The sequence below is a fragment of the Acinetobacter sp. P1(2023) genome (genome assembly GCF_028367635.1).
Taxonomy (GTDB): Bacteria; Pseudomonadota; Gammaproteobacteria; order Pseudomonadales; family Moraxellaceae; genus Acinetobacter; species Acinetobacter pittii_E.
Genome location: NZ_JAQNDD010000003.1, coordinates 274,494 through 295,919, shown reverse-complemented (window position 1 = coordinate 295,919; position 21,426 = coordinate 274,494). Strand labels below are relative to the sequence as shown.

Genomic DNA, 21,426 nt, shown 5'->3' with positions numbered 1-21,426 from the left:
TTTCTCATGATTAATATTCAAAATACCATTTTAGGTAAAATTGTTGACCGTAAACATGAGGAACTTGCTGCGCGTTTAAAACAACGTAATTTACAGGATGTTGAAGAACTTGCGAAAGCTGCAACTCCTGTAAGAGGATTTGCAAAAGCGTTACAACACAAACGCCCTGCCGTGATTGCTGAAATTAAAAAAGCGTCTCCATCAAAAGGCATTATTCGTGCAGATTTTAATCCTGCTGAAATTGCCGAACAATATGAACAAGCTGGCGCAGCGTGTTTATCTGTTTTAACTGATGTTGATTTTTTTCAGGGTGCAGATGAAAATATCGCAATCGCAAGAAGCCACTGTGCTTTACCCGCTTTACGTAAAGACTTTCTGATTGATCCATATAATGTAGTTGAAGCACGTGCTTTACATGCTGACTGTATTTTATTGATTGTTGCCTCTTTGTCAGACCAGCAGCTCGAAGAAATGTCTAAAACTGCTTTTGAACATCAACTCGATGTATTGGTTGAGGTTCATGACGAAGAAGAACTTGAACGTGCTTTAAAGTTGTCTGAGCAATGTATATTAGGTGTGAATAACCGTAATTTAAAAACCTTTGATGTTGATTTAAACACATCAATTCGTTTGAAAAATTTACTTCCTGCCTCTCGTTTACTCGTGACTGAAAGCGGTATTGCCACTCCAGATGATGTTCGCATGATGCAAGAACATGATATTCACACCTTCTTGGTTGGTGAAAGTTTTATGAAACAACCAAGACCAGATCAAGCCTTTAGTGCCCTTTTTGGACAACCCCAAACGGTTTAATAGAAGATATATGAGTAATAAAGATTCATCGCTTTCTAAAGAGCAACAAAAGTTATTGAAGCAATTTAAAAAGCAAATCTCCAATCCTCATTCAAGCAAAATCGCAAGTCAGCCTGAGGTCAAACAACCTCAGGCTGAGTCTGAAGAATTGGAAAATGCAAATCTGTTTCAAAGTGCTGTAGCAGGTGTTAAACCCATCAATAATAGTAATATTGCTGATGTGAGACCCCCTCGTGTAAAAAAAGTTGATGCTCAAACATTAGCGAAACGTGCAGCTGCCGAAGGCGGGCGTGACACTGAACATGCCGAGTTATCTGATACCCAAGCGGCTTTAAACCCTGTCGCAAGCCAAGCAACCTTAAGCTATCGCATTGCTACCCTTCAGCATAAAGTTTTTGAAGACTTAAAAGCTGGCAAGATGCGTTGGTTTGAAGCTGTAGATTTACACGGCTGTACCATTGAACAAGCACGTGATGCGGTTCTACAAATTATCCAGATCGCAAAAGATGAAAATCAAAATGTGATCAAAATCGTACATGGTAAGGGCCCAGAAGCTGTCTTAAAAACCTATGTCAACGGATGGTTACGCCAACACCGCGATGTTTTGGCCTTTGTAAGTGCTCCAGAAAATCAAGGTGGCACAGGCGCCGTTCTCGTACTGCTTAAACGTGCAGAAAAAAATCCCAAGTACCAACAATAATCGGCATTTTCTACAGAATTCAGACTTTTTATAGTTTTCTGATAGAATGCCGTTTTGTTCAACCAGTGTAAGTGAACATTCTTATGTCTATGCAGCAATCGTACGCAAATATTCTGACTGCCGTCGGTGAAGATCTTGATCGTCCCGGCCTTAAAGATACGCCTGTGCGTGCGGCTAAAGCTTTTTCATATTTAACTTCTGGCTATAGTAAAACTTTAGAAGAAGTCACCAATAATGCTGTTTTCCCATCAGATAACCATGAAATGGTATTGGTGAAGAATATTGAATTTTATTCGCTTTGCGAACATCATCTCCTTCCATTCTATGGTCGTGTTCATGTTGCCTATCTACCGGAAGGCAAAGTTCTCGGCTTGTCGAAATTTGCACGTATTACTGAAATGTTTGCACGTCGTTTGCAAATTCAGGAAAACTTGACTCAGCAAATCGCAGAAGCTGTGGCTGAAGTGACTGGTGCTCGTGGTGTAGCCGTAGTTATTGATTCAGCACATATGTGTATGATGATGCGTGGTGTAGGTAAGCAAGAATCAACTACACGTACTGTGTCATTTATTGGTGATTTTAAAACTGATAAAGAAGCACGTCGTGAGTTCTTAAGTGCCGTACCTGAAAGTTACTAATTTTTATTTAGTAAACTAATTAAAGCCCGACTCAGTTGGGCTTTTTTTACATCTTAATACTTCGCGAACTCCATAAAACATAACAATTAAATTATGTGATTTTTGATATAAAAGTACTCATCTTTATTTTTAAATAATTTATGAGTTAATCATGCAATTTAAAAAAATTTCTTGCTTACTTTTACCTCCTCTTTTTATTTTTAGTAGCTCAATTTATGCGGGTAATACACCAAAAGAGCAAGAGATCAAAAAACTGGTTGATCAAAATTTTAAGCCTTTACTAGAAAAATATGATGTGCCCGGTATAGCTGTGGGCGTTATTCAAAATAACAAAAAGTATGAAATGTATTATGGTCTACAATCCGTTCAAAATAAAAAAGCCGTTAATAGCAATACCATTTTTGAGCTAGGCTCGGTCAGTAAATTATTTACCGCTACAGCAGGCGGATATGCCAAAACGAAAGGAACAATCTCTTTTGATGATACGCCCGGAAAATATTGGAAAGAACTAAAAAATACACCGATTGATCAAGTGAATTTACTTCAACTTGCGACATATACCAGTGGCAACCTTGCCTTGCAATTTCCAGATGAAGTAAAAACAGATCAGCAAGTTTTAACGTTTTTCAAAGAATGGAAACCTAAAAACTCAATCGGCGAATATCGACAATATTCAAATCCAAGCATTGGTTTGTTTGGAAAAGTTGTTGCTTTGTCTATGAATAAACCTTTTGACCAAGTCTTAGAAAAAACCATTTTTCCAGATCTTGGCTTAAAACATAGCTATGTAAATGTGCCTAAAACTCAAATGCAAAACTATGCATTTGGCTATAACCAAGAAAATCAGCCGATTCGCGTTAATCCTGGTCCACTCGATGCACCAGCATACGGCGTTAAATCTACCCTACCGGATATGCTGAGTTTTATTAATGCCAACCTAAATCCACAAAAATATTCAGCAAATATTCAACGTGCAATTAATGAAACACATCAAGGTTTCTACCAAGTGGGTACGATGTATCAAGCACTAGGTTGGGAAGAGTTTTCTTATCCAGCACCTTTACAAACTTTATTAGACAGTAATTCAGAACAAATCGTGATGAAACCTAATAAAGTGACTGCTATTTCAAAAGAACCTTCCGTTAAGATGTTCCACAAAACTGGATCGACTAACGGTTTTGGAACATATGTCGTGTTCATTCCTAAAGAAAATATTGGTTTAGTCATGTTAACTAATAAACGTATTCCCAATGAAGAACGCATTAAAGCAGCTTATGCTGTGTTAAATGCAATAAAGAAATAATCGTCTTTTCTAAAAACAAAAAGAGAAATGAATAATCTCATTTCTCTTTTTTTATGGGTTTATTCTTTAAAAGAACCAAACATATCCTAGACTTGATTTCATCCAGTCTTGATGATTTTGTTGTTCATAATCCCAGTTTAAACGAACCGCATTATTACGATTAATCACATATTGCCACTGTGTATTGACTCTCAAATTCCATTGATTTTGGTCTTCCCAATAGGGCAATTCGATTTGCACGACAGAGTTGAAGCGCTCAAACCATTGGTTCATACAACCTAAAGTTGGACCTACGCCTACACGCCATCCTTTATCTAGATTTGAACCAGTTTGTACGTAGCTTTGCAGTTGCCCATAGCAAATATGCTTGCGCTCATAGTCAGCAAGACTGTAACCGACCTGTGCATTAAAGCTTGCGACGCCGTGTTGTTTGTCTTCATTAAAACTTCCGTCATGAATGGCTTCCTGACGCCAGCCTAAGTTAAATCCCCAACTTAACGGTGTTTTAAAAGGTTGAATCGGGTTATAAGAATTTACTTCGAGCAAATCAAGACGTTCTAGTTTTAAATGGTCATCTCGCCACTGCGCATTACCATTTAAAAAGAGTAATTGAGTACCTGCACGATATCCGCCTTGAGGGTCTATTAAGTCATGGTAGGCTTGCCGATGACCAAGTTCAATAAACTTATCACCCTGCACCTCTCCAGCTTTCACGGAAAAGTTACGAGCGTTATGACCTTGAGTTGGTTCCTTTGCTGGTCTTTTAGGTTCTTGACGTTGTTTATCTAAATCAATCTGACTTCTTAGCGCTAAAAGCTGACGTAACTGCGGTTGAGCAACACTTTCTTCTATTTTTCGGCTAATAAATTGGAGATATAAATCATCGTAGGCCATCTCGAGGATTTTAGCCTGATCTTGCTCACTAAATGATTTTAAAATCTGAGAAGACTGCTGTGTAGGCAGCATCGTAATTTGATGAGCCACCTTTGCCAAAGAGGCACCATGCTGATGAGCTTGGGCCAGTAGCTGAGTTTCTAAAGCAGGTCGGTACACAGGAGCTTTGGTGAGTCCCTGCTGCTGCATCGATTTAATGGTTTCCATTGGAATGGAGGCATAAGTAAATTTTTCTTGTAAGTTAGATTCAGGTTTTACTAAATCGACTAACCCTAAAAGCCTATAGGCACAGTTATCACTCACAAAATAATAAGGGAAGCTCACATGTTGCATTTCCCAAATATGACTTACTAAAAACCGAGTTTCTTCAGGTGATAGATTTAACTCATATTCCCATAAATCACGGCTTTCAAAATCGCCGTACTCTTTTACCTTACGGTAATAAGGCATCAGTGAATATTCACCCGGATATTGCCCTGTTAAACCTTTCCATGCATATGACCAGTTGTCGTTCCCTGCCACAGTTGCTGCATAATTTACAGCGTAGGAAACTAAATTTAATTGTTGCTGATCTTTGGGGTCTAAACGCAATAACGTATGGCCAAACATGGAGCTAGGATTGCCCATAAAATCGGTCGCATAAATTAATGTCGATTTGTAGGGCTTAATCTGCCCAATCCAGTTTTCAAATTCTGAACATTTTACTTGAGGCAATTCATTTTCTTGAATGCCTACTTTTTGTATGAGCCATTGGCTACGTGCAGGGAACTTACAACGGATCGACTGATTATCTTGAGCGGGCATAAATAATGCCGAGATGTCAGCTTTCAGCTCTTCTTTTAGATTATTTTTTCCATTTTTTGATAGGAAATAGCCACCATAAGTGACCTCACTTTTCTGGTTTTTATTGGCATACATGAGCCTTTGCCATGTAATGTCTTGATCTAGGTTTTGTTGTTCTGCGATTGACCAATATTTTTGAATAGATGGATTTATATCTGCTGAATACGCAATATTCACTGCCAAAGAGGCAAAAACTAAAACAACTGACTTCATTAAGCTCATCAATTTTTATCATTAAATATAAGAAAAACCCTGCCATACGACAGGGTTTTCAGTTTCAAACTTATACGTAAGCTTTTAAAACGTCGTCTTTAGCCATTACAGTTTGTAATGATGCTAATACTTGAAGCGTATTTTGGTTGTTTGCAGAATAGATTTCACCAAAGTTTGCTTTTGAAACTTTGAAGAAACGATCTTTGTCTTGAGGTTTAATTTGCATTAACTCAGCAAGTACGTTCAGGCTTTCACCTTGGCCTACTGCCATATCACGAGCTAAAGCTTCAGCATTTTCATTTGTGAATGTAACCACTTGAGCAGTTACTGTTCCGCCTTGACGGCAGCCTAAAGTACCGAAAGTGATCCCTAGTAATTGGTTAGTAAAAATACCGTTTGTTGTCGCAGCAAGAATTTTAGGCGCTACTCCTTTTTTGCCAGCCCAGACTTGTGTACCCACACCACAACCTACATCGTTGTCAGCCATTGCAACACTTGAACCAGCTGCTAATAACGCAGCTAAAGCTAATTTTTTTAACATAGATGTATAACTCCAAAATCATTATTGATTGTTTCTTATGTGTTGTATTGTTATGTGTAATTTTTATTACACGCTATTAAAGATAACGAGAAGGCTGTGAATTAGCAATTAAAAAATAAACAATATGATAAAAAGTGCAAAAGAAAAATTTATCTTAAATTCCAGTTACCTTGATTATCTCGATGACCTAATATTTTAAGCACCAGTACTAAACTTAACAGTAATAATAAATACCATGAACCAAGTTTACCCCAGCCCACCATATGCCAAGCATCTACCTGACTTGGATAGAGCCAGATTTTATAAAAAGTACTGATATTTTCAGCAATCCAGATGAGAAAAGCGAGTGTAAACAATACAGGCAACATCGGGATTTTAAATTTATGTTCATTTAACTGAAAATAAAGCTTAGTCTTCCAAAAAATAAAAATACTGATCGCAAATAAAATATAGCGAATATCAGGCACAAAAAATTTACTCATAAAGTTGATATATGAGAAAAATGCCAATAAAAGCATGCTTCCAAAACTAGGAAGCTTTTCAAAAGAAACTTGAAACAGTCGGATTGAACGTGCAAAAAAACTACCTACGGCCGAATACATAAAGCCTGCAAATAAGGGCACAGTTAAGATTTTAAATACGGCGGGCTGGGGATATTGCCATGATGCAATCGCAGGATGCGTTAAAAATATTTCCATGACCATTGCCATGACATGAAATAAAGCAATAACTTTGGCTTCTGCCCATGATTCAAGCTTTAAATAAAGTAAGCAGATCTGGATTAACAATGCATAGATGAGTAAATAATCATAGCGATAAAAACCCATATATTCATGGCTTCCCATCGGTGCTGTTAAAGCAAAAGCAATTAAAAGCAGAATACCAAACAAGGCTGCCGAAACAGCCTTGCCGATAAAATGAATGGGTAAAATAAGATGGCGCACAAAAAACTATCCTAGATATTTAGCACTATACTCATGTACTGTATCTACAAAGATTTTTGGCTGTGCAGGATCTACCCACTGAGTAATCCCGTGGCCTAAGTTAGCAACGTAACCTGTTTTTTCACCATTTGCGTAGGCATCGTCTAACATCGCTTTCACTGCTTTTTCAATTGAAGCAGCCGAGCCATATAAAACAGCAGGATCAAGATTACCCTGTAACGCTACGCGTCCAGAGACCACATTTCGTGCTGTATTGAGCGGAGTAGTCCAGTCCAAACCTAATGCATCTGCACCAGTGGTAATCATTGGTTCTAACCATTGACCGCCACCTTTGGTGAACACAATAACAGGAATACGTCGACCATCTTTCTCACGCTGTAAACCTGCAATGATTTTATTCATGTAGTTTAAAGAGAATTCGACATATTCACGGTGTGCCAATGCCCCGCCCCAGCTATCAAAAATCTGGATCGCCTGAGCACCGGCATCAATTTGAGCATTTAAATAATCAATGACTGAATCTGCTAAATGTTCAAGTAAAGCATGCAAAACTTCTGGCTGCGCATACATCATTTGCTTGGTGAAACGGAACTCTTTACTTGAACCACCTTCAACCATATAAGTTGCAAGCGTCCAAGGACTACCAGAGAAACCAATCAGTGGAACTTGACCACCTAAAGCTGAGCGAATTGTACTTACCGCATTCATCACATAATCAAGATCTGATTTTGCATTTAACTTTGGTAAATTCGCGACATCTTGTTCAGTACGAACAGTCTTTTGAAATTTAGGACCTTCTCCAGTTTCAAAATAAAGCCCTAAACCTAATGCATCAGGAATTGTTAAAATATCTGAAAATAAAATCGCTGCATCTAAGTCGTAGCGGCGTAAAGGCTGCAAAGTCACTTCGCAAGCAAATTCTGTATTTTTACATAGAGATAGAAAGTCGCCTGCTTTTGAACGTGTTTCACGATATTCAGGCAAATAACGTCCCGCTTGACGCATCATCCATACCGGTGTGGTATCTACAGGTTCGCGTAACAAAGCTCGTAGGAAACGATCATTTTTCAAAGTCGTCATTACCAATCTCTATATTCTTTATGTGGCAGCATCATATCAAAAACATAGAGAATTTTATAATTTCAATTTCACACAAAAAACGCGTCAATCTACTAAAAAATGCATATTTACACAAAAGTCTACTGCAAGTAACGGGCTTTTCTGCAATACTTGCAACATGTTACATTGGGTTTATTGATATTCTTTTAATCACTAAATTGCCAATCTTGGGCTCATAGAGATGAGTTATTGGTAGTTTTATGCACTTTGAGATCAAATCAATCTTCCTATTGCTTATATGAAAATTCTTAAGGTTGAATTACATGTTTGTTCGCTCATTACTCGCTATGAGTTTAAGTTGTATTATTGCTAATGTTGCTTTTGCTGCTTCAACAACTGAGCAACCCCTGAACCCTAAAAAGGTATCAGCTCCTGTAGAAGATCCGATTGATCCTTTAGCAGTAGAAGCAGCTTCAACTGTACAAGCTCAAGCTCCGACACAAATCACCGCTCAAGAACAAAATGACCTAAATCGAGCGTCAACAACATTACAAAATTTACAGAAAACTGAAGACCCAAATGCTGAATCAGGCATCGCAGCGTCGACTCCAGCTGTTGCTAAAACCACTGCTGCGTCTACGACTACTGCGACAACCGCTGCATCATGGACTTTAGATAGCTTAAACTCGGCGGAATGGTCTGAAAATATTGGTAAAGGCCAGCTTCCAGTTTATGCACGTGCTCACGTTATGCTAAATAATGCACATGCATCACCAGGTGCAATTGACGGCATGAGCGGTAAAAACACTTTAAAAGCAATTTCATCATTCCAACAAATGAATGGTTTGTCACCTACTGGTGAACTCACTAAAGAAACTTGGGATGCTTTAGTTGCTAAACAAACAAAGCCAGCATTTATTGAATACACAATTTCTGATGCTGACTTAAAAGGTCCATATGCTGAGTCGATTCCTTCTGACTACGCATTACAGGCCAAAATGAAAGGTTTGTACTACACACGTGTTAGCGAAATGTTGGGTGAGAAGTTTCACATTGATGAAGCTTTCTTAAAGAAAATTAACCCAACTGCGACATTCAAAAAAGCTGGCGAAAAAATCATTGTTCCAAATGTACGCAATGATTTACCAGAAGATATTCATTTGATTATTGCGCATAAAGGTGCAAAACAACTGTACCTCTTCAATAGCCGGAACCAAATGATTGCCTCATTTCCTGCAACAATTGGCAGTACTGATACGCCTTCTCCGACCGGTACTTACAAGGTAGTTGGCGTAGCTCGTAACCCATGGTACAGCTACTCACCTTCAAACTTCGTACAAGGTAAAAACCTAAAACCACTTTCTTTACCACCAGGTCCAAATGCTCCTGTAGGTAATATTTGGATTGGTTTAAGTAAAAAATCTTTTGGTATCCACGGAACACCAAACCCGTCTTTAATTTCTAAAACAGCTTCACATGGTTGTATCCGTTTAACTAACTGGGATGCAAACGATTTAGGAAGTAAAGTACGTTCTGGCGTAACTGTTAAATTCCTTGAGTAATTAATAGCTCCATTAAAGACCTGCCTTCATGGCAGGTTTTTTTATTCTTAAAAATATATGAGTAAAGAACTCTATAATTATATCAATTATGCAACGACATGTTGCAGTTAACCTATTTTTTCGCCCTTCATAGAACATTAAGATATTTCTCAAGAGATAAATAAAAATTTGGGAGATTAGGTCATGAATGCTTATCTACATCGTAGTGAAGATCGAGGTCATGTAAAAGCAGGCTGGTTAGAGTCTTATCATAGCTTTTCATTTGGTAGCTGGTACGACCCTAAATATATGGGTGTAAGCGCTCTACGCGTAATTAATGACGACCAGATTGATGCGCATAATGGTTTTGGTACGCATTCACATGACAATATGGAAATCTTAACCTGTGTGTTAGATGGTGCGATTTCACACCGTGACACGATGGGAAATGAAGGCCAGATTAAAGCGGGTGAATGGCAACTTATGAGCGCTGGCACAGGTGTTGCCCACAGTGAAATCAACAACACTGATACGCCTGTACATTTACTACAGATCTGGATTATTCCAAATGAAAGAGATGCCGAGCCAAATTATCAACAAATTAATTTGGACCCACGTAAAGAGCCAAACAAATGGCATTTAATTGCAGGGCCTGATGCAAATGCACCAATGCATATTCGCCAAGATGCAGAAGTAAAGTCTGCTGTATTGGAAAAAGGCCATGAGTTAACTGTTGATACGGTTAAAAAAGTGAACTATGTGCATGTGATTTCGGGTGTAGTTCGCATTGGCGATCAAGAAGTTAAAGCAGGCGATGCTTTAGTTTTTGAAGACAATGCGACAATTCAAGCAACTGAAGACAGTCAATTTATCTGGTTTGATTTACCTTAAATCATCAAAAGCCCTTTGCATAAAAGGGCTTTTTTTAATCTCCGCCACCGCCACTATCACAACTACCCGAGTCTGAAGATGACGAACAATCATTTGAATGGCTAGCACTATGATGATGGCTAGGACTGTTATCGTGAAAATAATGCGTTGAAGAAGATGAATGATCATGCTCACCCGATGGTGAATAATTTTTTAAATTTCTAAGCAGAGCAATTAAACAAATCAGTCCAATACTGGAAAAAATCGCAATAAATATAATAATAAATAACTTCAAATAACGACCTCCTAGATCAAGCTATAGACATGCTTGCTTGTTCGTATTCATTCAATTATTTAAATGAGTCATGCTTAATAAACAAGTTGTTTTTTGATGAATAAGATAAAACTTTTAAGTTTCCTTCACATACAAATAGGCACTTGCTCTTGATATACCTAAATGTTGTGCAACTGTCTCGACAGCCTTTTTAATATCTAACAAACCATTATTTTTTAACTCATGTATTAATTGTTTTCTCTCATTGAGTTTTAGCATACGCGGTGTAGTGGCATGTTTTGAGGCAAATTGATCGATGTATTTACGGATTGCTTCAGTGCCACTCGGCTCCAAATTTTCAACAATGTTATCAGTTTCAATTTTAGTGAAATGCTCTAAAGCGCTTTGCATCCCTCTAAACAGGGTTAAATCAATATTCATGCATAAAGCAGCCACATACTGGCCCTCTTCATCTTTAATTCCAATAGACGTGCTTTTTGCGGGACGACCATCTGCAAACTGATTTGCATAGTTTGAAATAAGGTTCGGAAATTCTGGAGACATGATTCTAGCCAATCCTAATTCAGTTGCTGGATCTCCAACTTTTCGACCAGATAAATTATTGTGTATTGAAAGTATGGCATGTTCAGGATTTGTTAAGTCATGGACCACAACTTCGCAAAAAGGAGATAGCGTTTCACTTAATCCCTTTGCAATTGTATCTAGCTGAGTGAGTAAATGTTTATCACGATTGCCCAATGTATTTCCTCCTAATGACTTACTTACTATTTCAACCCCTAGCGTGAAGCATGCAATAGTAATTTAGACTTTTTATCTAATTTTAAACTTAATGTAAATCAAAATCTTATATCTCATTGTTATCACATTAGAAAATAAAATTAGACATTTTATCTAAAAATATATATTTTATCTAAACAAGATCAATACATTGTGCGTTGCTTGAGCAATAGCAAATTTTGCATCCGAAAACATTGAATAGCATTAGGTTTAATTATGAAAAATTTAACCCTTCCCACTTATGAAGATGTGGCAGCCGCTGCTGAACATATAAAAGGTTTTGCAAATAAGACTCCTGTTTTAACTTCACGTACTGTGAACAATGAATTTGAAGCAGAAGTATTCTTTAAATGTGAGAATTTTCAGCGTGTTGGCGCTTTTAAATTTCGTGGTGCAATGAATGCACTTTTGCAATTTAGTGATGCTCAAAAAAAAGCGGGGGTGGTTGCTTTCTCTTCGGGAAACCACGCACAAGCGATTGCATTATCAGCAAAAACTCTTGGTATTCCAGCCATAATCGTTATGCCTCAAGATGCTCCTGCTGCAAAAATGGCAGCAACGCGAGAGTACGGCGCCGATATTGTTGAATTTGATCGCTATACAGAAGATCGGGAAAAAATTGGAAAAGAGATCGCCGAAAAAAATGGCCTGACACTCATTCCATCTTATGACCATCCACATGTAATTGCGGGTCAAGGTACGGCTGCAAAAGAGTTATTTGAAGAAGTAGGTGACTTAGATTATCTGTTTGTATGTTTAGGTGGTGGTGGTTTATTGGCAGGTTCTGCCCTGTCTGCTCGCCAGCTCTCGCCTAACTGTAAAATCTATGGTGTTGAACCTGCTCTAGGAAATGATGGACAGATGTCTTTTAGAAAAGGGGAAATTGTTCATATTGATACCCCGCAAACGATTGCTGATGGTGCTCAAACTCAATATTTAGGCAAATTACCATTTCCTATTATTCAAAAGAATGTAGATGATATTTTGACAGTAGAAGATGAAGACCTGATTAGCTGTATGAAGTTCTTTGCTGAAAGAATGAAAATGGTCGTTGAACCGACAGGATGTCTCGGATTTGCTGCTGCGCGTAATTTAAAGCATGAGTTAAAAGGCAAACGTATAGGCATCATTATTAGTGGCGGGAATGTCGATATTTCTAAATATGTAGAGTTTTTATCTGCTTAATAAAAGCCACTGTCTATCTATGATGTCAGTTAATGCTTCATAGATAGACATTACATGCTACTCGTCTCTCGGCTTGTTCACGTCTTAATTTAAATATTAATTTTTAGAGATGGTTATGAGATTTATTTCCGAGTCGGAATCTTCTGCACTCATCAATCATGAACTGGCTTATGATGCCATTTACCAAGCTTTAATTGCTGCAACACAACCAGAAACCAAAAGTTTTCCTGTGGTTCACGGTCAAGGGTCCGATAGCAAAAATACCTTTAGCGTTAAGTCATCGGCGACTCAGCACTTAGCTGGTCTTAAAGTTGGTTCTTTTTGGAAAGATAACCCTAAAAATGGTTTGCCTCGACATAACGCGCTCATTTTACTATTTAATCAGGCCAACGGAAAAATGGCAGCGGCCATCGAAGCAGGCAAAGTCAATGCTTTTCGGACAGCAGCGTCTAATGCTGTTGCAACCCATGTACTGGCAAGAAAAGATTCAAAAGTATTGGCTATATTTGGTACAGGAAATCAGGCCAAATATGAATGCGAGGCTTTAGCAAGAATTAGAAATTTCGAACAGATTTTGATAGTTGGACGAGAATCAAGTAAAGCTGAAAAAATGACAGAAGCCCTCAAACACTTAGGCGTTAAGCTTCAAATTACGAGTGCAAAAGAAGCCTGTGAACAAGCCGATATTATTGTGACAGCAACGTCCTCCCACACTCCTCTTTTCAAAACAGAATGGGTCAAAGCTGGCACTCATATTTCATCAATGGGTTCAGATAAACAAGGCAAACAAGAGCTTCCGCCAGAGCTATTTTTACATAGTGGTTTATTTTGTGATCTTGATGTTCAGTCTAAACTCATTGGTGAATTTCAACATGCGCCTGAGTCTGCAACTTTAATCAATATAGGTGGTGTGCTTTTAGCAAATGCTCAAGGTAGGCAATCTCAGGAACAAATCACAATTTATGACAGTTCAGGGCTATCCATCCAAGATTTATATATTGCTCAAAAAATTTTAGAAATTTCTTAATCTTTACATTTAACTGCATCGTTTAGGCTGATGCAGTTAAATTAAAAAATATTGTTTTTAATTAGCCGCAAACCAACCCCGCCAAAAAACAGTCCACCACGCTTTCTTGCTCAATTGCCGCATCCGAACTTAAAAGCTGAATGATTGCACCTTCAATCATATATAAAAAGAGTTTGGCATCCTGAAAAGTCGCATCAGTTTTTAGTATTCTAAGCTGGCTATAAATCTCATTGGTGAGCCATGTTCTATATCTGATCGCAATTTTATAGGCTTTAGGATGAGTGAGCTTCGTTTCAAAAATAGCTTTAAATAATAAATAGTACAGCCCCTCTAAATCGGTATGTAAGAAGTAAAGTTTCTTTAATTGATCAGTCACGTTGGTGCGGTTTACCTGCTCAGCAATTAAAACCACTTTTTCTTTTAAGCGCTCTTTTTGCACGATCAAACAGATTTCGATAAACCGCTCTTTGGAGTGAAAGTAGTTATAAAAGGTCGCTTTTGGAATTTGTGACTCTTTCACAATTTTATCGATGCCTACGGTATGAAACCCATAATGATGAAACAGATCAATCGACTTATTTACAACTTTTATGGCACGCGTTGGGAGAACTAAATTTCGCATATTTTTACCGTTATAAATTCTTGTTGTTTCTAAATGAGATACTTTTTTGGGAGAAAAAAGGCATAGCAAAGCCGTAAGACTGTGCTTGGCACATCTCAAGTTTTATTGTTGATGCAAGTTTTTAGACGAAATGATTTAAAGCCTGAAAATCTTTAGATAATCAAACTGCTTTAAATTTTTAAGTTGTGTCGTTATAGCTTTTGGCAAAGGCTGCCAAGAAATTAAGAATGTGCAAAGCCAACTCCTTTTTATTGGGAGTTCTGCCAGACATGAAAATTATGGTGGCAGAACGAAAGAGGGTTGACAGACTGGCTCAAGACCCAGCACGCACGAAGGCGTCCCCCTTCCGTCCTACCGCAACAAAAGGGAGACGAACGGGTTTACATCAAAAAAACGAATTTTTTCAATGTACTTGAGCACGGCCTGTCAAAGCCGGCTGGCAATGTGGCCAGCAGGCAAAGGATAAGCTTCACATTTATTGCAGTCAAGCACACAAAATGACATTTGCTTTAAATTAGATCATTAAAAAGTAAGGATAAATAATCAATAAGTTATTGTGAATTTGGGGTTTATAAAAAAGAAATAAAACAGCCTAGAAAGGCTGTTTTTGATTTAACTTTAATAACAATATTGTACCCACACTCGCTCAGCTAAAATGATGGTCACATAAACTCCTCATTGAAGAGTTGTGGAAAAGGTACAAAAATTACCACCAATGCTCTAACTGAACACCAAAATTAGATCCGTGACTCAGTAGATAAAATGCACTGTCTGTATTTAAAGAATCTCGTAATTTTTGCTCATCAGAGTTCCAAAAAGCATAAGTGTAATAAAAACGAAGTTCCGGTCGGTCATAGAAACCCGTACCTTTTAGAGACCATGTTGGGGCAATGGTCAATTTCGTCAAATTGCGGTTTTGATCACCACCTTTAATTTGATCATAACCAACCTCGGTAGAAATCTTAAAATGATCTTGAACGACATAAGCTAAGCGCGAACCGACAGAGTACCATTCGGTATCTTCCTGATCTTTAAATTTATTCTTTTGATATAAAAGTTCTGTTTGACCATTAAACTTTTTATTTTCAGAAGCCCAATCTATCACATCAATAACGCGAAATGATGAATCATCTCGGTCAGCATCTGGACTTCCCGTATAACTTAAGCCCGTACCGGAACCTTCCCCATACTGAACCACAAACGTATTCTTTCCATTAAATACATTTGTAGTCACATTTTGAACCGTAAAATCCCAACCCGTATGTTCGGTATCAACAATAGATACCCCGACATTGAGTTTGTTATTTTTATTAATATCAATGTCTTTCACCGTCACATCATGACGATTGATATATTTTTCTTGAAATACATTATCTTTTCTTGAAAATGCATAACTCAAAGATAATCCATTAATTTTATAATCATCTATACCAAAACCTGTAGCACTTTGGTTCCAGTAGTAAAAGTCAGACATATTAATATCATTACGATTATAGTAACGTCGTCCTGCCCAGATATTGGCTCCGTTTAAATAAGAAATATTTTCCCAATTTAGATAGATCTGGTTTAAACGGGTAAATCCATCTTCACCACTGAAACTCAGTGATTTTCCATATTGGTTATAAAGCTGTAGCATGCCATTGATTGAAATGGTCGAGTTGTCTTTCAGACTAATCAAATTTTGTTTAGCTGTTAATTCACCATATTGCTCACATTCGTTGCCTAAACGATATTTAGACGGCGCTCCAGTCAATTGAAAACATTCTTGTGTTTGACCATTGTCACTGCTTCCAATACCTGTACGAAAATAACCGTTAATGTCCAAGGCTGATACAGCATTTGTCAAAATTAAAGTTGTTGCACCCATAATCCATATAGGCTTGTTCATATAAAATTCCTTTTAAGATTCATCTTTTTTTGGGTGCAACTCTCTAGCTCTATTTATTTGAACAGAGAGAATTGCACACGAAAAATAAATGGTTAGTTTAGGAAATAGATCCCTTAAATATAGGTTGCGCCAATCCTGGAACATCAACCTGACATGCAAACAAACTTCCAGCATCCGGATAAAGCGAATATTCCTCACTTGTTAAATGCTGACGAGCAGTGGTGACAAACATTGTTTTTAAATCATCTCCGCCAAATGTCACCATTGTTGGATGCGGGCATGGCAACAAGTAACTATGTAAATACTCACCTTCAGGAGAGAAACATACGACCTGACCGCCGCCATACAGTGCACACCAATAGCGCCCTAAACTATCAACGGCAGCACCATCAACAACGCCCGGCAAATTATAAGTATCTAAATTAATCCACAATTCTGCCTCACCAATTTCACCGGTTTGTGGATTAAACCGATGACGTACCACCTGACGTTTAGGAGAGTCAGTATGATAAAGCCAATCACCAGCAGGGCTAAAAGCTAATCCATTTGAAATGGTAATACCTGATTTTTTCTTCTCAAGTTCAGTTCCAGATAAGCAATATAAAGCTGCTGTTGAATGCTTTTCTTCACGATCTAATGTTCCGACCCATAATCTTTTTAATGGATCTACACAGCCATCATTAAAACGGTTGCCCTTTTCACCATCCCATTCCGGATTTTTGGCTAAGAAAAACGCAGGTTGAAGTTCTGCATCAAGCTGGCATATCCCACTTTTCATTGCAGCAATCACATGATGCTGTTCACTTAAAGCCAAACACCCTACAGGCTCATTTAACTGAATACACACAGGCTGCTTATCTACACTGGGTTTCCATGCATAAATACGCCCCACATGAATATCAATCCAATATAAACATTGCTGGCGATAATCCCATAAAGGACTCTCCCCTAAATCCATTTCTAATTTAACTACAACATCTAAATGTGCCATGTGAATTAGCCCCATCCACCATTCACAGGTAATTCTGTCGCTGTAATGGCCTGACTTGCATCAGATGCCAAGAACAGGACGGCTGGTGCCACATGCTCTGCAACCAATCTAAATTTAAGACATTGATGTTTCTGGATATTGATTTCATCTTCTGGTGAAATCCATTTATCCAACTGTCTTTCTGTAATAATACAACCCGGCACAATAGTATTCACTCGAATACCGTGCTCACCTAGGCTTCGTGCCATTGCTCTAGTTAAACCATGTGTAGCCGATTTGGCAGTAACATATGCAGGCATTTCACCTGCGGCCAACTGGATACTAATGGAGCCAAAATTAATAATTGAACCTTTACCAGCTTTGATCATTTGAGAAGCAACAGCTTGGATCGCAAAAAAAGCTGGGCGTATATTAATATTTACCCGATCATCCCAATATTCTGGCTCAACCGTACGCCAGTCGTGGCGGTCATCACTCGCAGCATTATTGACCAAAACACTAATCGGGCCAAGCTGCTCCCCTACATCCTCAATCACTTTACGCAGCGCTGCAATATCGCGGATATCACACACTTGAAACCATGGCGCTCGTCCTGTTTCAGCTTTTAATTTTTCAATTAACGCCAGACTTGCAGTTTGATCAATATCAATAAATGCAACCTGAGCCCCTTGCAAATGAAATGCACGAGTCAACTCTGCACCAATACCACTACCACCGCCTGTGATAAAAACAATTTGATTAACTAAACTTGGGTAATGAGCGGGCTGTAAATCCATATAATCCTCTCTGCCTTTAATTGGCTTCCTTCCTGATTTTGCTGGGCATATAAATGAACTTTATTAAAGTTATACAATGCAACAAGCTAAAGTTTTTTCAGAATTTATGTTCTAGTATCATGATTTAGCTTTAATTTAAACTGATACGATCGTGAAAGTTCTGATCACCGTACTCTAAGTCCATGATCGGATGTTGTCTAATGCAAGATTTTGATTAAACAATAACTAATAGTTATCAAAACAAGATATATCAATAAATATTTGAAAACCCTTTACCCCATCTAAAGTCTAATATCTCAGCACATCAAAACCCGACATTGTCTTTATTAAATAACTAGAAGTTATTGCATAGTGAAAATATGCAATTGGAATTTGTTGAAACTCTTATCTAGCATGTCCTTATAAATCATTTTAGTTTGTTTAACAAACATAAGATTTTCATTCAAATAATTAAAGCACAAGGAATTAATGGTGCTTTTTCTAAAAAGGATTGTAGGTACTTTTATGTCCAAAAGTTATACTAGCTTATCTATACCCGAGTCTAAGGATAGCAGAAAAACCGGCCTTCCTATCGCCGTGATTTATATTACCGCTCTATTCTTCATTTGGGCTCTGGTCACCAATTTACTCGACCCATTATTGAAAACGATGAAAACCGTTTTCACATTAACCCCTGTTGAAGCCAGCTTAACTGGATTTGCATTTTTCTTAGGTTATTTTATTGCGTCTTTACCTTCTGCGGCCTTCCTTTCAAAATTTGGTTATGCCAAATCGGTTGTTGTCGGATTAGGAGGTATTGTTGCAGGCTGCTTTATCGCAATTCTTGCCGCCAAAGTTCACATTTATATGGTGTTTTTAATTGCATTATTTATTATGGCAGCGGGCGTAACCCTACTACAAGTTGCAGCAAATCCATTAATTGCATCTATGGGCAAACCGGAAGACTCTGCATTTCGCCTGAACCTATCACAATCATTTAATTCACTGGGTGCAGCCTGCGGTTTATTTTTCGGTGCATCATTCCTATTGAATGGTCCAATCTTTACAAAGAATATTGTAATTACAGACATTATGCGAGAAGAAGCTCTGGGCTTTGTGACCAATGTTTATCTTGCTATTGGCTTAATGCTTACTTTATTCATTTGGGCAATTTGGCTCATCCGTGACAAAATTACAGCTGCTGCCCCGCAAACTGGTCAATTTGTTTCGCCATTCTCTGCTTTAGGTTCTAAATGGGCAAGACTGGGCACAATTGGTATCTTTCTTTATGTCGGTGCTGAAGTTGCCATTTCTCTAAATCTACTTCTTTTCTTAGAACAAACGAATATTCTTAATATCGAAGCACAATCTGCCGGGCATCTCACTACCTTTTATATGCTATTTGCAATGATTGGTCGCTTTGCTGGTTCAGCATTGATGAAAGTATTCAAAGATTATGTGATGTTAACTGTCGTCGCGATTGGGGCAATTGTTTTATGTTCAATCATCATTCTGACCAACGGAATGAACCCATCTGCTCCTACTGGAATGATCAATGTACTTCTGACTTCTGTTCCAAATACGACAGGTTTAATTCCAGCATTTGCAGCACTCTTAATTGGGCTTTTTAACTCAATTATGTTCCCGACCATTTTTACTTTGACATTACAACGTTCAACGGCTCCAACTCCTGCAATCTCAGGACTTCTTGTTTTAGCAATTTCTGGTGGTGCAATTTTGCCAATCGTTTTTGCAAAGCTTGAAGAAATGACTGGTTCTAAATCAATTGCCTTTATTGCTCCGTTATTATGCTATGTCTATGTTCTTTGGTTCTCTATCGCTGCCAAAAAAGCGCCAACGCATGCAATTGGCGATGAAATCGGGCATGGGCATTAAAGAAACACCTTCTTATTAATTTTCATTGTTAAACGGCCCATTAATTAATGGGTCGTTTATTTTTATAAATATTAATGAAATTCTAGATGGTTTAAGACAATGCTATAGAAACTAGCTTTTTAGGCAATATTAAGCCCTGCCACGGTTTATCTCATATGACACTACTCAATTAAGTTCTAAATAGAAATTAAACTTCATCTATTTTCATAAAATATAAATCGGTGCCTTTTGCAATTGTCTGCTCTTTAAAAGGTACTATCACAATACAATTCGCTTTAACAAATGGTTCTATCTGATATGGCTGCTGTTGCTCAATAATTTCTAATACATATTCTCCATTTTCTTGAGCCTTATAATGTCCCCATAACAACTTTCTGTTTATCACATCAGGAACAATCTCTACGTCAGCTTTACCTTTAAAGAAAGTATGCTCAAAAAAGTCTGAGATGTGCTTATTCAAAATATATTTCACAAAAATATGCATCAGAATCGCAATATCTTGAATATCACCCGGTAAGTTAATAATAGTCGCTTTATCTTCTGTAACGACTACACGCATACCTTTATGATTACCGCTTTCATCATATATCTGCACGGTATCACGACGAGGTGGAGTCCTATCTTGGCCTTTCAAAATTTTGATTTCATTACCTGGTATACAACGAGTATTCAAGGCCGATGACATACTGCTTTGATCAAAGATAGGAAGTTTTTCAAGCTGAAATAAAGAAGAACGATTATTTTGATATGTACAACAAAGAATGACATCAAAATTTGAAGTTTGTTCTTCAAAGAACTTTATATAATCATCCCTGCTTGTCGTTAATGAATCATCTAAAGCTGGGTCATTATCTTTCTTAAGAGTATTAAATGCTGCATCGAAACGTTCAGGTTTGAGTAATTTTATTTCTACGTGTTCATATCCCCATGTTTTCAACACATCGTTAACATAGAGACTTTCCTCACTCATTTCCTCTTCATCAAAAGAATGCATACTTACAATGAGAATTTTGGGATTCTTATATATAGATAATTCTTTGATTCCGGTCCGTCTTAAGGCAATCAATTTTTCAGGAGTGATTTTCTCATCTTTTTTTAAAATCATCTCCCCTTGTTTAAACATACTGCCCTTAGGAATAACACCATGCATGGCTGGAATGGGGCCAGTAATTTTTTTAGCATCGGTATCAGAAAGATCTAATCTTTCATCTTGTTCAGCAATGACCGCATCTAAAGACTCTGGTAATTTTGTATAAGCAGGAATCTCTAATAAACTTGGAGCTTTTAGATCTAATTTATAGGGATTAATAGACCGATAAAGTTGTTGTCCCCAATAGTACCAATAAGTAATGAGTAAAGGACTTTCTTTAGTTGCACTTTCCGTTATTTCTGAATTAATAGCCCAACCTGTATATCCTGATAAATTATGTAGAGGATAATCTTGCAAAGCATACACATCACTTGCACTCACTTGATTTATTGCTTTATCTAGCTCTACAGTTTCTTTTAAATCACCTTTTGGCAAATTTATATGGATATGATAAAAAATGTCCGTTAAATGGTTCGGTAAATTATCAGGTACTGGAAGTTTTTTTTGCATAAATATAATTCCTAGAAGTACCTCAAATAGG

General features: G+C 37.6%; 20 protein-coding genes. 9 read left to right on the top strand and 11 right to left on the bottom strand.

What is annotated here, in order from left to right:
* Positions 1-6: 6 nt before the first annotated feature.
* The 4 genes from trpC to blaADC all read left to right on the top strand — a co-directional run bounded on the left by trpC (position 7) and on the right by blaADC (position 3,454).
* On the top strand, positions 7-813 hold the full coding sequence (trpC, locus tag POD11_RS06450; RefSeq protein WP_032053317.1) for an indole-3-glycerol phosphate synthase TrpC: 807 nt from the start codon (positions 7-9) through the stop codon (positions 811-813).
* A gap of 10 nt (positions 814-823) precedes the next feature.
* Entirely contained in the window at positions 824-1,513 is a 690-nt protein-coding gene (locus POD11_RS06445; RefSeq protein WP_016140429.1) for a Smr/MutS family protein, read from the top strand.
* Positions 1,514-1,602: 89 nt separating this feature from the next.
* Positions 1,603-2,151: a GTP cyclohydrolase I FolE gene (gene folE / locus POD11_RS06440; protein WP_171067934.1), complete on the top strand. Its 549-nt coding sequence runs from the start codon at positions 1,603-1,605 to the stop codon at positions 2,149-2,151.
* Between the two features lie 151 nt (positions 2,152-2,302).
* Complete coding sequence (gene blaADC, locus POD11_RS06435; RefSeq protein ID WP_262456731.1) at positions 2,303-3,454, top strand: ADC family extended-spectrum class C beta-lactamase; 1,152 nt, start codon at positions 2,303-2,305, stop codon at positions 3,452-3,454.
* Positions 3,455-3,520: 66 nt separating this feature from the next.
* Here the strand turns inward: blaADC and POD11_RS06430 are convergent, their stop codons facing one another.
* From POD11_RS06430 to hemE, 4 genes are all read right to left on the bottom strand, one after another.
* On the bottom strand, positions 3,521-5,404 hold the full coding sequence (locus POD11_RS06430; RefSeq protein WP_442866958.1) for an Lnb N-terminal periplasmic domain-containing protein: 1,884 nt from the start codon (positions 5,402-5,404) through the stop codon (positions 3,521-3,523).
* Positions 5,405-5,474: 70 nt separating this feature from the next.
* Positions 5,475-5,945 (bottom strand): DUF3015 family protein, encoded by a 471-nt coding sequence (locus POD11_RS06425; protein WP_003650547.1) that lies wholly within the window; start codon positions 5,943-5,945, stop codon positions 5,475-5,477.
* Positions 5,946-6,094: 149 nt separating this feature from the next.
* Entirely contained in the window at positions 6,095-6,889 is a 795-nt protein-coding gene (locus POD11_RS06420) for a DUF817 domain-containing protein (RefSeq protein WP_262456729.1), read from the bottom strand.
* A gap of 6 nt (positions 6,890-6,895) precedes the next feature.
* Positions 6,896-7,969 carry a uroporphyrinogen decarboxylase gene (hemE, locus tag POD11_RS06415; RefSeq protein WP_262456728.1) on the bottom strand — a complete coding sequence of 358 codons (1,074 nt, stop codon included), beginning with the start codon at positions 7,967-7,969 and terminating at the stop codon, positions 6,896-6,898.
* Positions 7,970-8,271: 302 nt separating this feature from the next.
* On the opposite strand from hemE, the gene POD11_RS06410 reads away from it, so the two are divergent.
* Together POD11_RS06410 and POD11_RS06405 are read left to right on the top strand one after the other, a co-directional pair.
* The gene (locus tag POD11_RS06410; RefSeq protein ID WP_262456727.1) at positions 8,272-9,510 is read left to right on the top strand and encodes a L,D-transpeptidase family protein; all 1,239 of its coding nucleotides are present in this window, start codon (positions 8,272-8,274) and stop codon (positions 9,508-9,510) included.
* 183 nt (positions 9,511-9,693) lie between these two features.
* Positions 9,694-10,380 (top strand): pirin family protein, encoded by a 687-nt coding sequence (locus POD11_RS06405; protein WP_262456726.1) that lies wholly within the window; start codon positions 9,694-9,696, stop codon positions 10,378-10,380.
* Positions 10,381-10,414: 34 nt separating this feature from the next.
* Here POD11_RS06405 and POD11_RS17630 read toward each other — a convergent pair whose 3' ends face one another.
* Together POD11_RS17630 and POD11_RS06400 are read right to left on the bottom strand one after the other, a co-directional pair.
* Entirely contained in the window at positions 10,415-10,654 is a 240-nt protein-coding gene (locus POD11_RS17630; protein ID WP_316249934.1) for a hypothetical protein, read from the bottom strand.
* 114 nt (positions 10,655-10,768) lie between these two features.
* Positions 10,769-11,392: a helix-turn-helix transcriptional regulator gene (locus POD11_RS06400; protein WP_174741448.1), complete on the bottom strand. Its 624-nt coding sequence runs from the start codon at positions 11,390-11,392 to the stop codon at positions 10,769-10,771.
* 255 nt (positions 11,393-11,647) lie between these two features.
* Between POD11_RS06400 and POD11_RS06395 the strand changes: the two genes are divergently transcribed.
* Positions 11,648-12,616: a threo-3-hydroxy-L-aspartate ammonia-lyase gene (locus tag POD11_RS06395; RefSeq protein ID WP_262456725.1), complete on the top strand. Its 969-nt coding sequence runs from the start codon at positions 11,648-11,650 to the stop codon at positions 12,614-12,616.
* Between the two features lie 115 nt (positions 12,617-12,731).
* Positions 12,732-13,643 carry an ornithine cyclodeaminase family protein gene (locus POD11_RS06390; RefSeq protein ID WP_262456724.1) on the top strand — a complete coding sequence of 304 codons (912 nt, stop codon included), beginning with the start codon at positions 12,732-12,734 and terminating at the stop codon, positions 13,641-13,643.
* Between the two features lie 61 nt (positions 13,644-13,704).
* Here POD11_RS06390 and POD11_RS06385 read toward each other — a convergent pair whose 3' ends face one another.
* The 4 genes from POD11_RS06385 to POD11_RS06370 all read right to left on the bottom strand — a co-directional run bounded on the left by POD11_RS06385 (position 13,705) and on the right by POD11_RS06370 (position 17,920).
* On the bottom strand, positions 13,705-14,265 hold the full coding sequence (locus POD11_RS06385) for a TetR/AcrR family transcriptional regulator (protein ID WP_262456723.1): 561 nt from the start codon (positions 14,263-14,265) through the stop codon (positions 13,705-13,707).
* A 706-nt stretch (positions 14,266-14,971) separates the two neighbouring features.
* Entirely contained in the window at positions 14,972-16,153 is a 1,182-nt protein-coding gene (locus tag POD11_RS06380) for a maltoporin (RefSeq protein WP_262456722.1), read from the bottom strand.
* A 97-nt stretch (positions 16,154-16,250) separates the two neighbouring features.
* Complete coding sequence (locus tag POD11_RS06375; RefSeq protein WP_262456721.1) at positions 16,251-17,144, bottom strand: SMP-30/gluconolactonase/LRE family protein; 894 nt, start codon at positions 17,142-17,144, stop codon at positions 16,251-16,253.
* Between the two features lie 5 nt (positions 17,145-17,149).
* Positions 17,150-17,920, bottom strand: a complete 771-nt coding sequence (locus tag POD11_RS06370) for an SDR family NAD(P)-dependent oxidoreductase (protein ID WP_016140415.1) — start codon at positions 17,918-17,920, stop codon at positions 17,150-17,152.
* A 504-nt stretch (positions 17,921-18,424) separates the two neighbouring features.
* Here POD11_RS06370 and POD11_RS06365 point away from each other — a divergent pair.
* Positions 18,425-19,795 (top strand): sugar MFS transporter, encoded by a 1,371-nt coding sequence (locus POD11_RS06365; RefSeq protein WP_031945482.1) that lies wholly within the window; start codon positions 18,425-18,427, stop codon positions 19,793-19,795.
* Between the two features lie 187 nt (positions 19,796-19,982).
* Here POD11_RS06365 and POD11_RS06360 read toward each other — a convergent pair whose 3' ends face one another.
* Positions 19,983-21,395, bottom strand: coding sequence for a molybdenum cofactor biosysnthesis protein MoeA (locus POD11_RS06360; RefSeq protein WP_262456720.1), 1,413 nt, complete (start codon positions 21,393-21,395; stop codon positions 19,983-19,985).
* Positions 21,396-21,426: the final 31 nt, after the last annotated feature.

Excerpts from the sequence above, each read along its gene's own strand:
- POD11_RS06405 (WP_262456726.1), top strand. The coding sequence starts at position 9,694 with ATGAATGCTTATCTACATCGTAGTGAAGATCGAGGTCATGTAAAAGCA.
- POD11_RS06360 (WP_262456720.1), bottom strand. The coding sequence starts at position 21,395 with ATGCAAAAAAAACTTCCAGTACCTGATAATTTACCGAACCATTTAACG.
- trpC (WP_032053317.1), top strand. The coding sequence starts at position 7 with ATGATTAATATTCAAAATACCATTTTAGGTAAAATTGTTGACCGTAAA.
- blaADC (WP_262456731.1), top strand. The coding sequence starts at position 2,303 with ATGCAATTTAAAAAAATTTCTTGCTTACTTTTACCTCCTCTTTTTATT.
- folE (WP_171067934.1), top strand. The coding sequence starts at position 1,603 with ATGCAGCAATCGTACGCAAATATTCTGACTGCCGTCGGTGAAGATCTT.
- POD11_RS06390 (WP_262456724.1), top strand. The coding sequence starts at position 12,732 with ATGAGATTTATTTCCGAGTCGGAATCTTCTGCACTCATCAATCATGAA.
- POD11_RS06425 (WP_003650547.1), bottom strand. The coding sequence starts at position 5,945 with ATGTTAAAAAAATTAGCTTTAGCTGCGTTATTAGCAGCTGGTTCAAGT.
- POD11_RS06430 (WP_442866958.1), bottom strand. The coding sequence starts at position 5,404 with ATGAAGTCAGTTGTTTTAGTTTTTGCCTCTTTGGCAGTGAATATTGCG.
- POD11_RS06365 (WP_031945482.1), top strand. The coding sequence starts at position 18,425 with ATGTCCAAAAGTTATACTAGCTTATCTATACCCGAGTCTAAGGATAGC.
- POD11_RS06380 (WP_262456722.1), bottom strand. The coding sequence starts at position 16,153 with ATGAACAAGCCTATATGGATTATGGGTGCAACAACTTTAATTTTGACA.
- POD11_RS06395 (WP_262456725.1), top strand. The coding sequence starts at position 11,648 with ATGAAAAATTTAACCCTTCCCACTTATGAAGATGTGGCAGCCGCTGCT.
- POD11_RS06410 (WP_262456727.1), top strand. The coding sequence starts at position 8,272 with ATGTTTGTTCGCTCATTACTCGCTATGAGTTTAAGTTGTATTATTGCT.
- POD11_RS06385 (WP_262456723.1), bottom strand. The coding sequence starts at position 14,265 with ATGCGAAATTTAGTTCTCCCAACGCGTGCCATAAAAGTTGTAAATAAG.
- POD11_RS06375 (WP_262456721.1), bottom strand. The coding sequence starts at position 17,144 with ATGGCACATTTAGATGTTGTAGTTAAATTAGAAATGGATTTAGGGGAG.
- POD11_RS06370 (WP_016140415.1), bottom strand. The coding sequence starts at position 17,920 with ATGGATTTACAGCCCGCTCATTACCCAAGTTTAGTTAATCAAATTGTT.
- POD11_RS06445 (WP_016140429.1), top strand. The coding sequence starts at position 824 with ATGAGTAATAAAGATTCATCGCTTTCTAAAGAGCAACAAAAGTTATTG.
- hemE (WP_262456728.1), bottom strand. The coding sequence starts at position 7,969 with ATGACGACTTTGAAAAATGATCGTTTCCTACGAGCTTTGTTACGCGAA.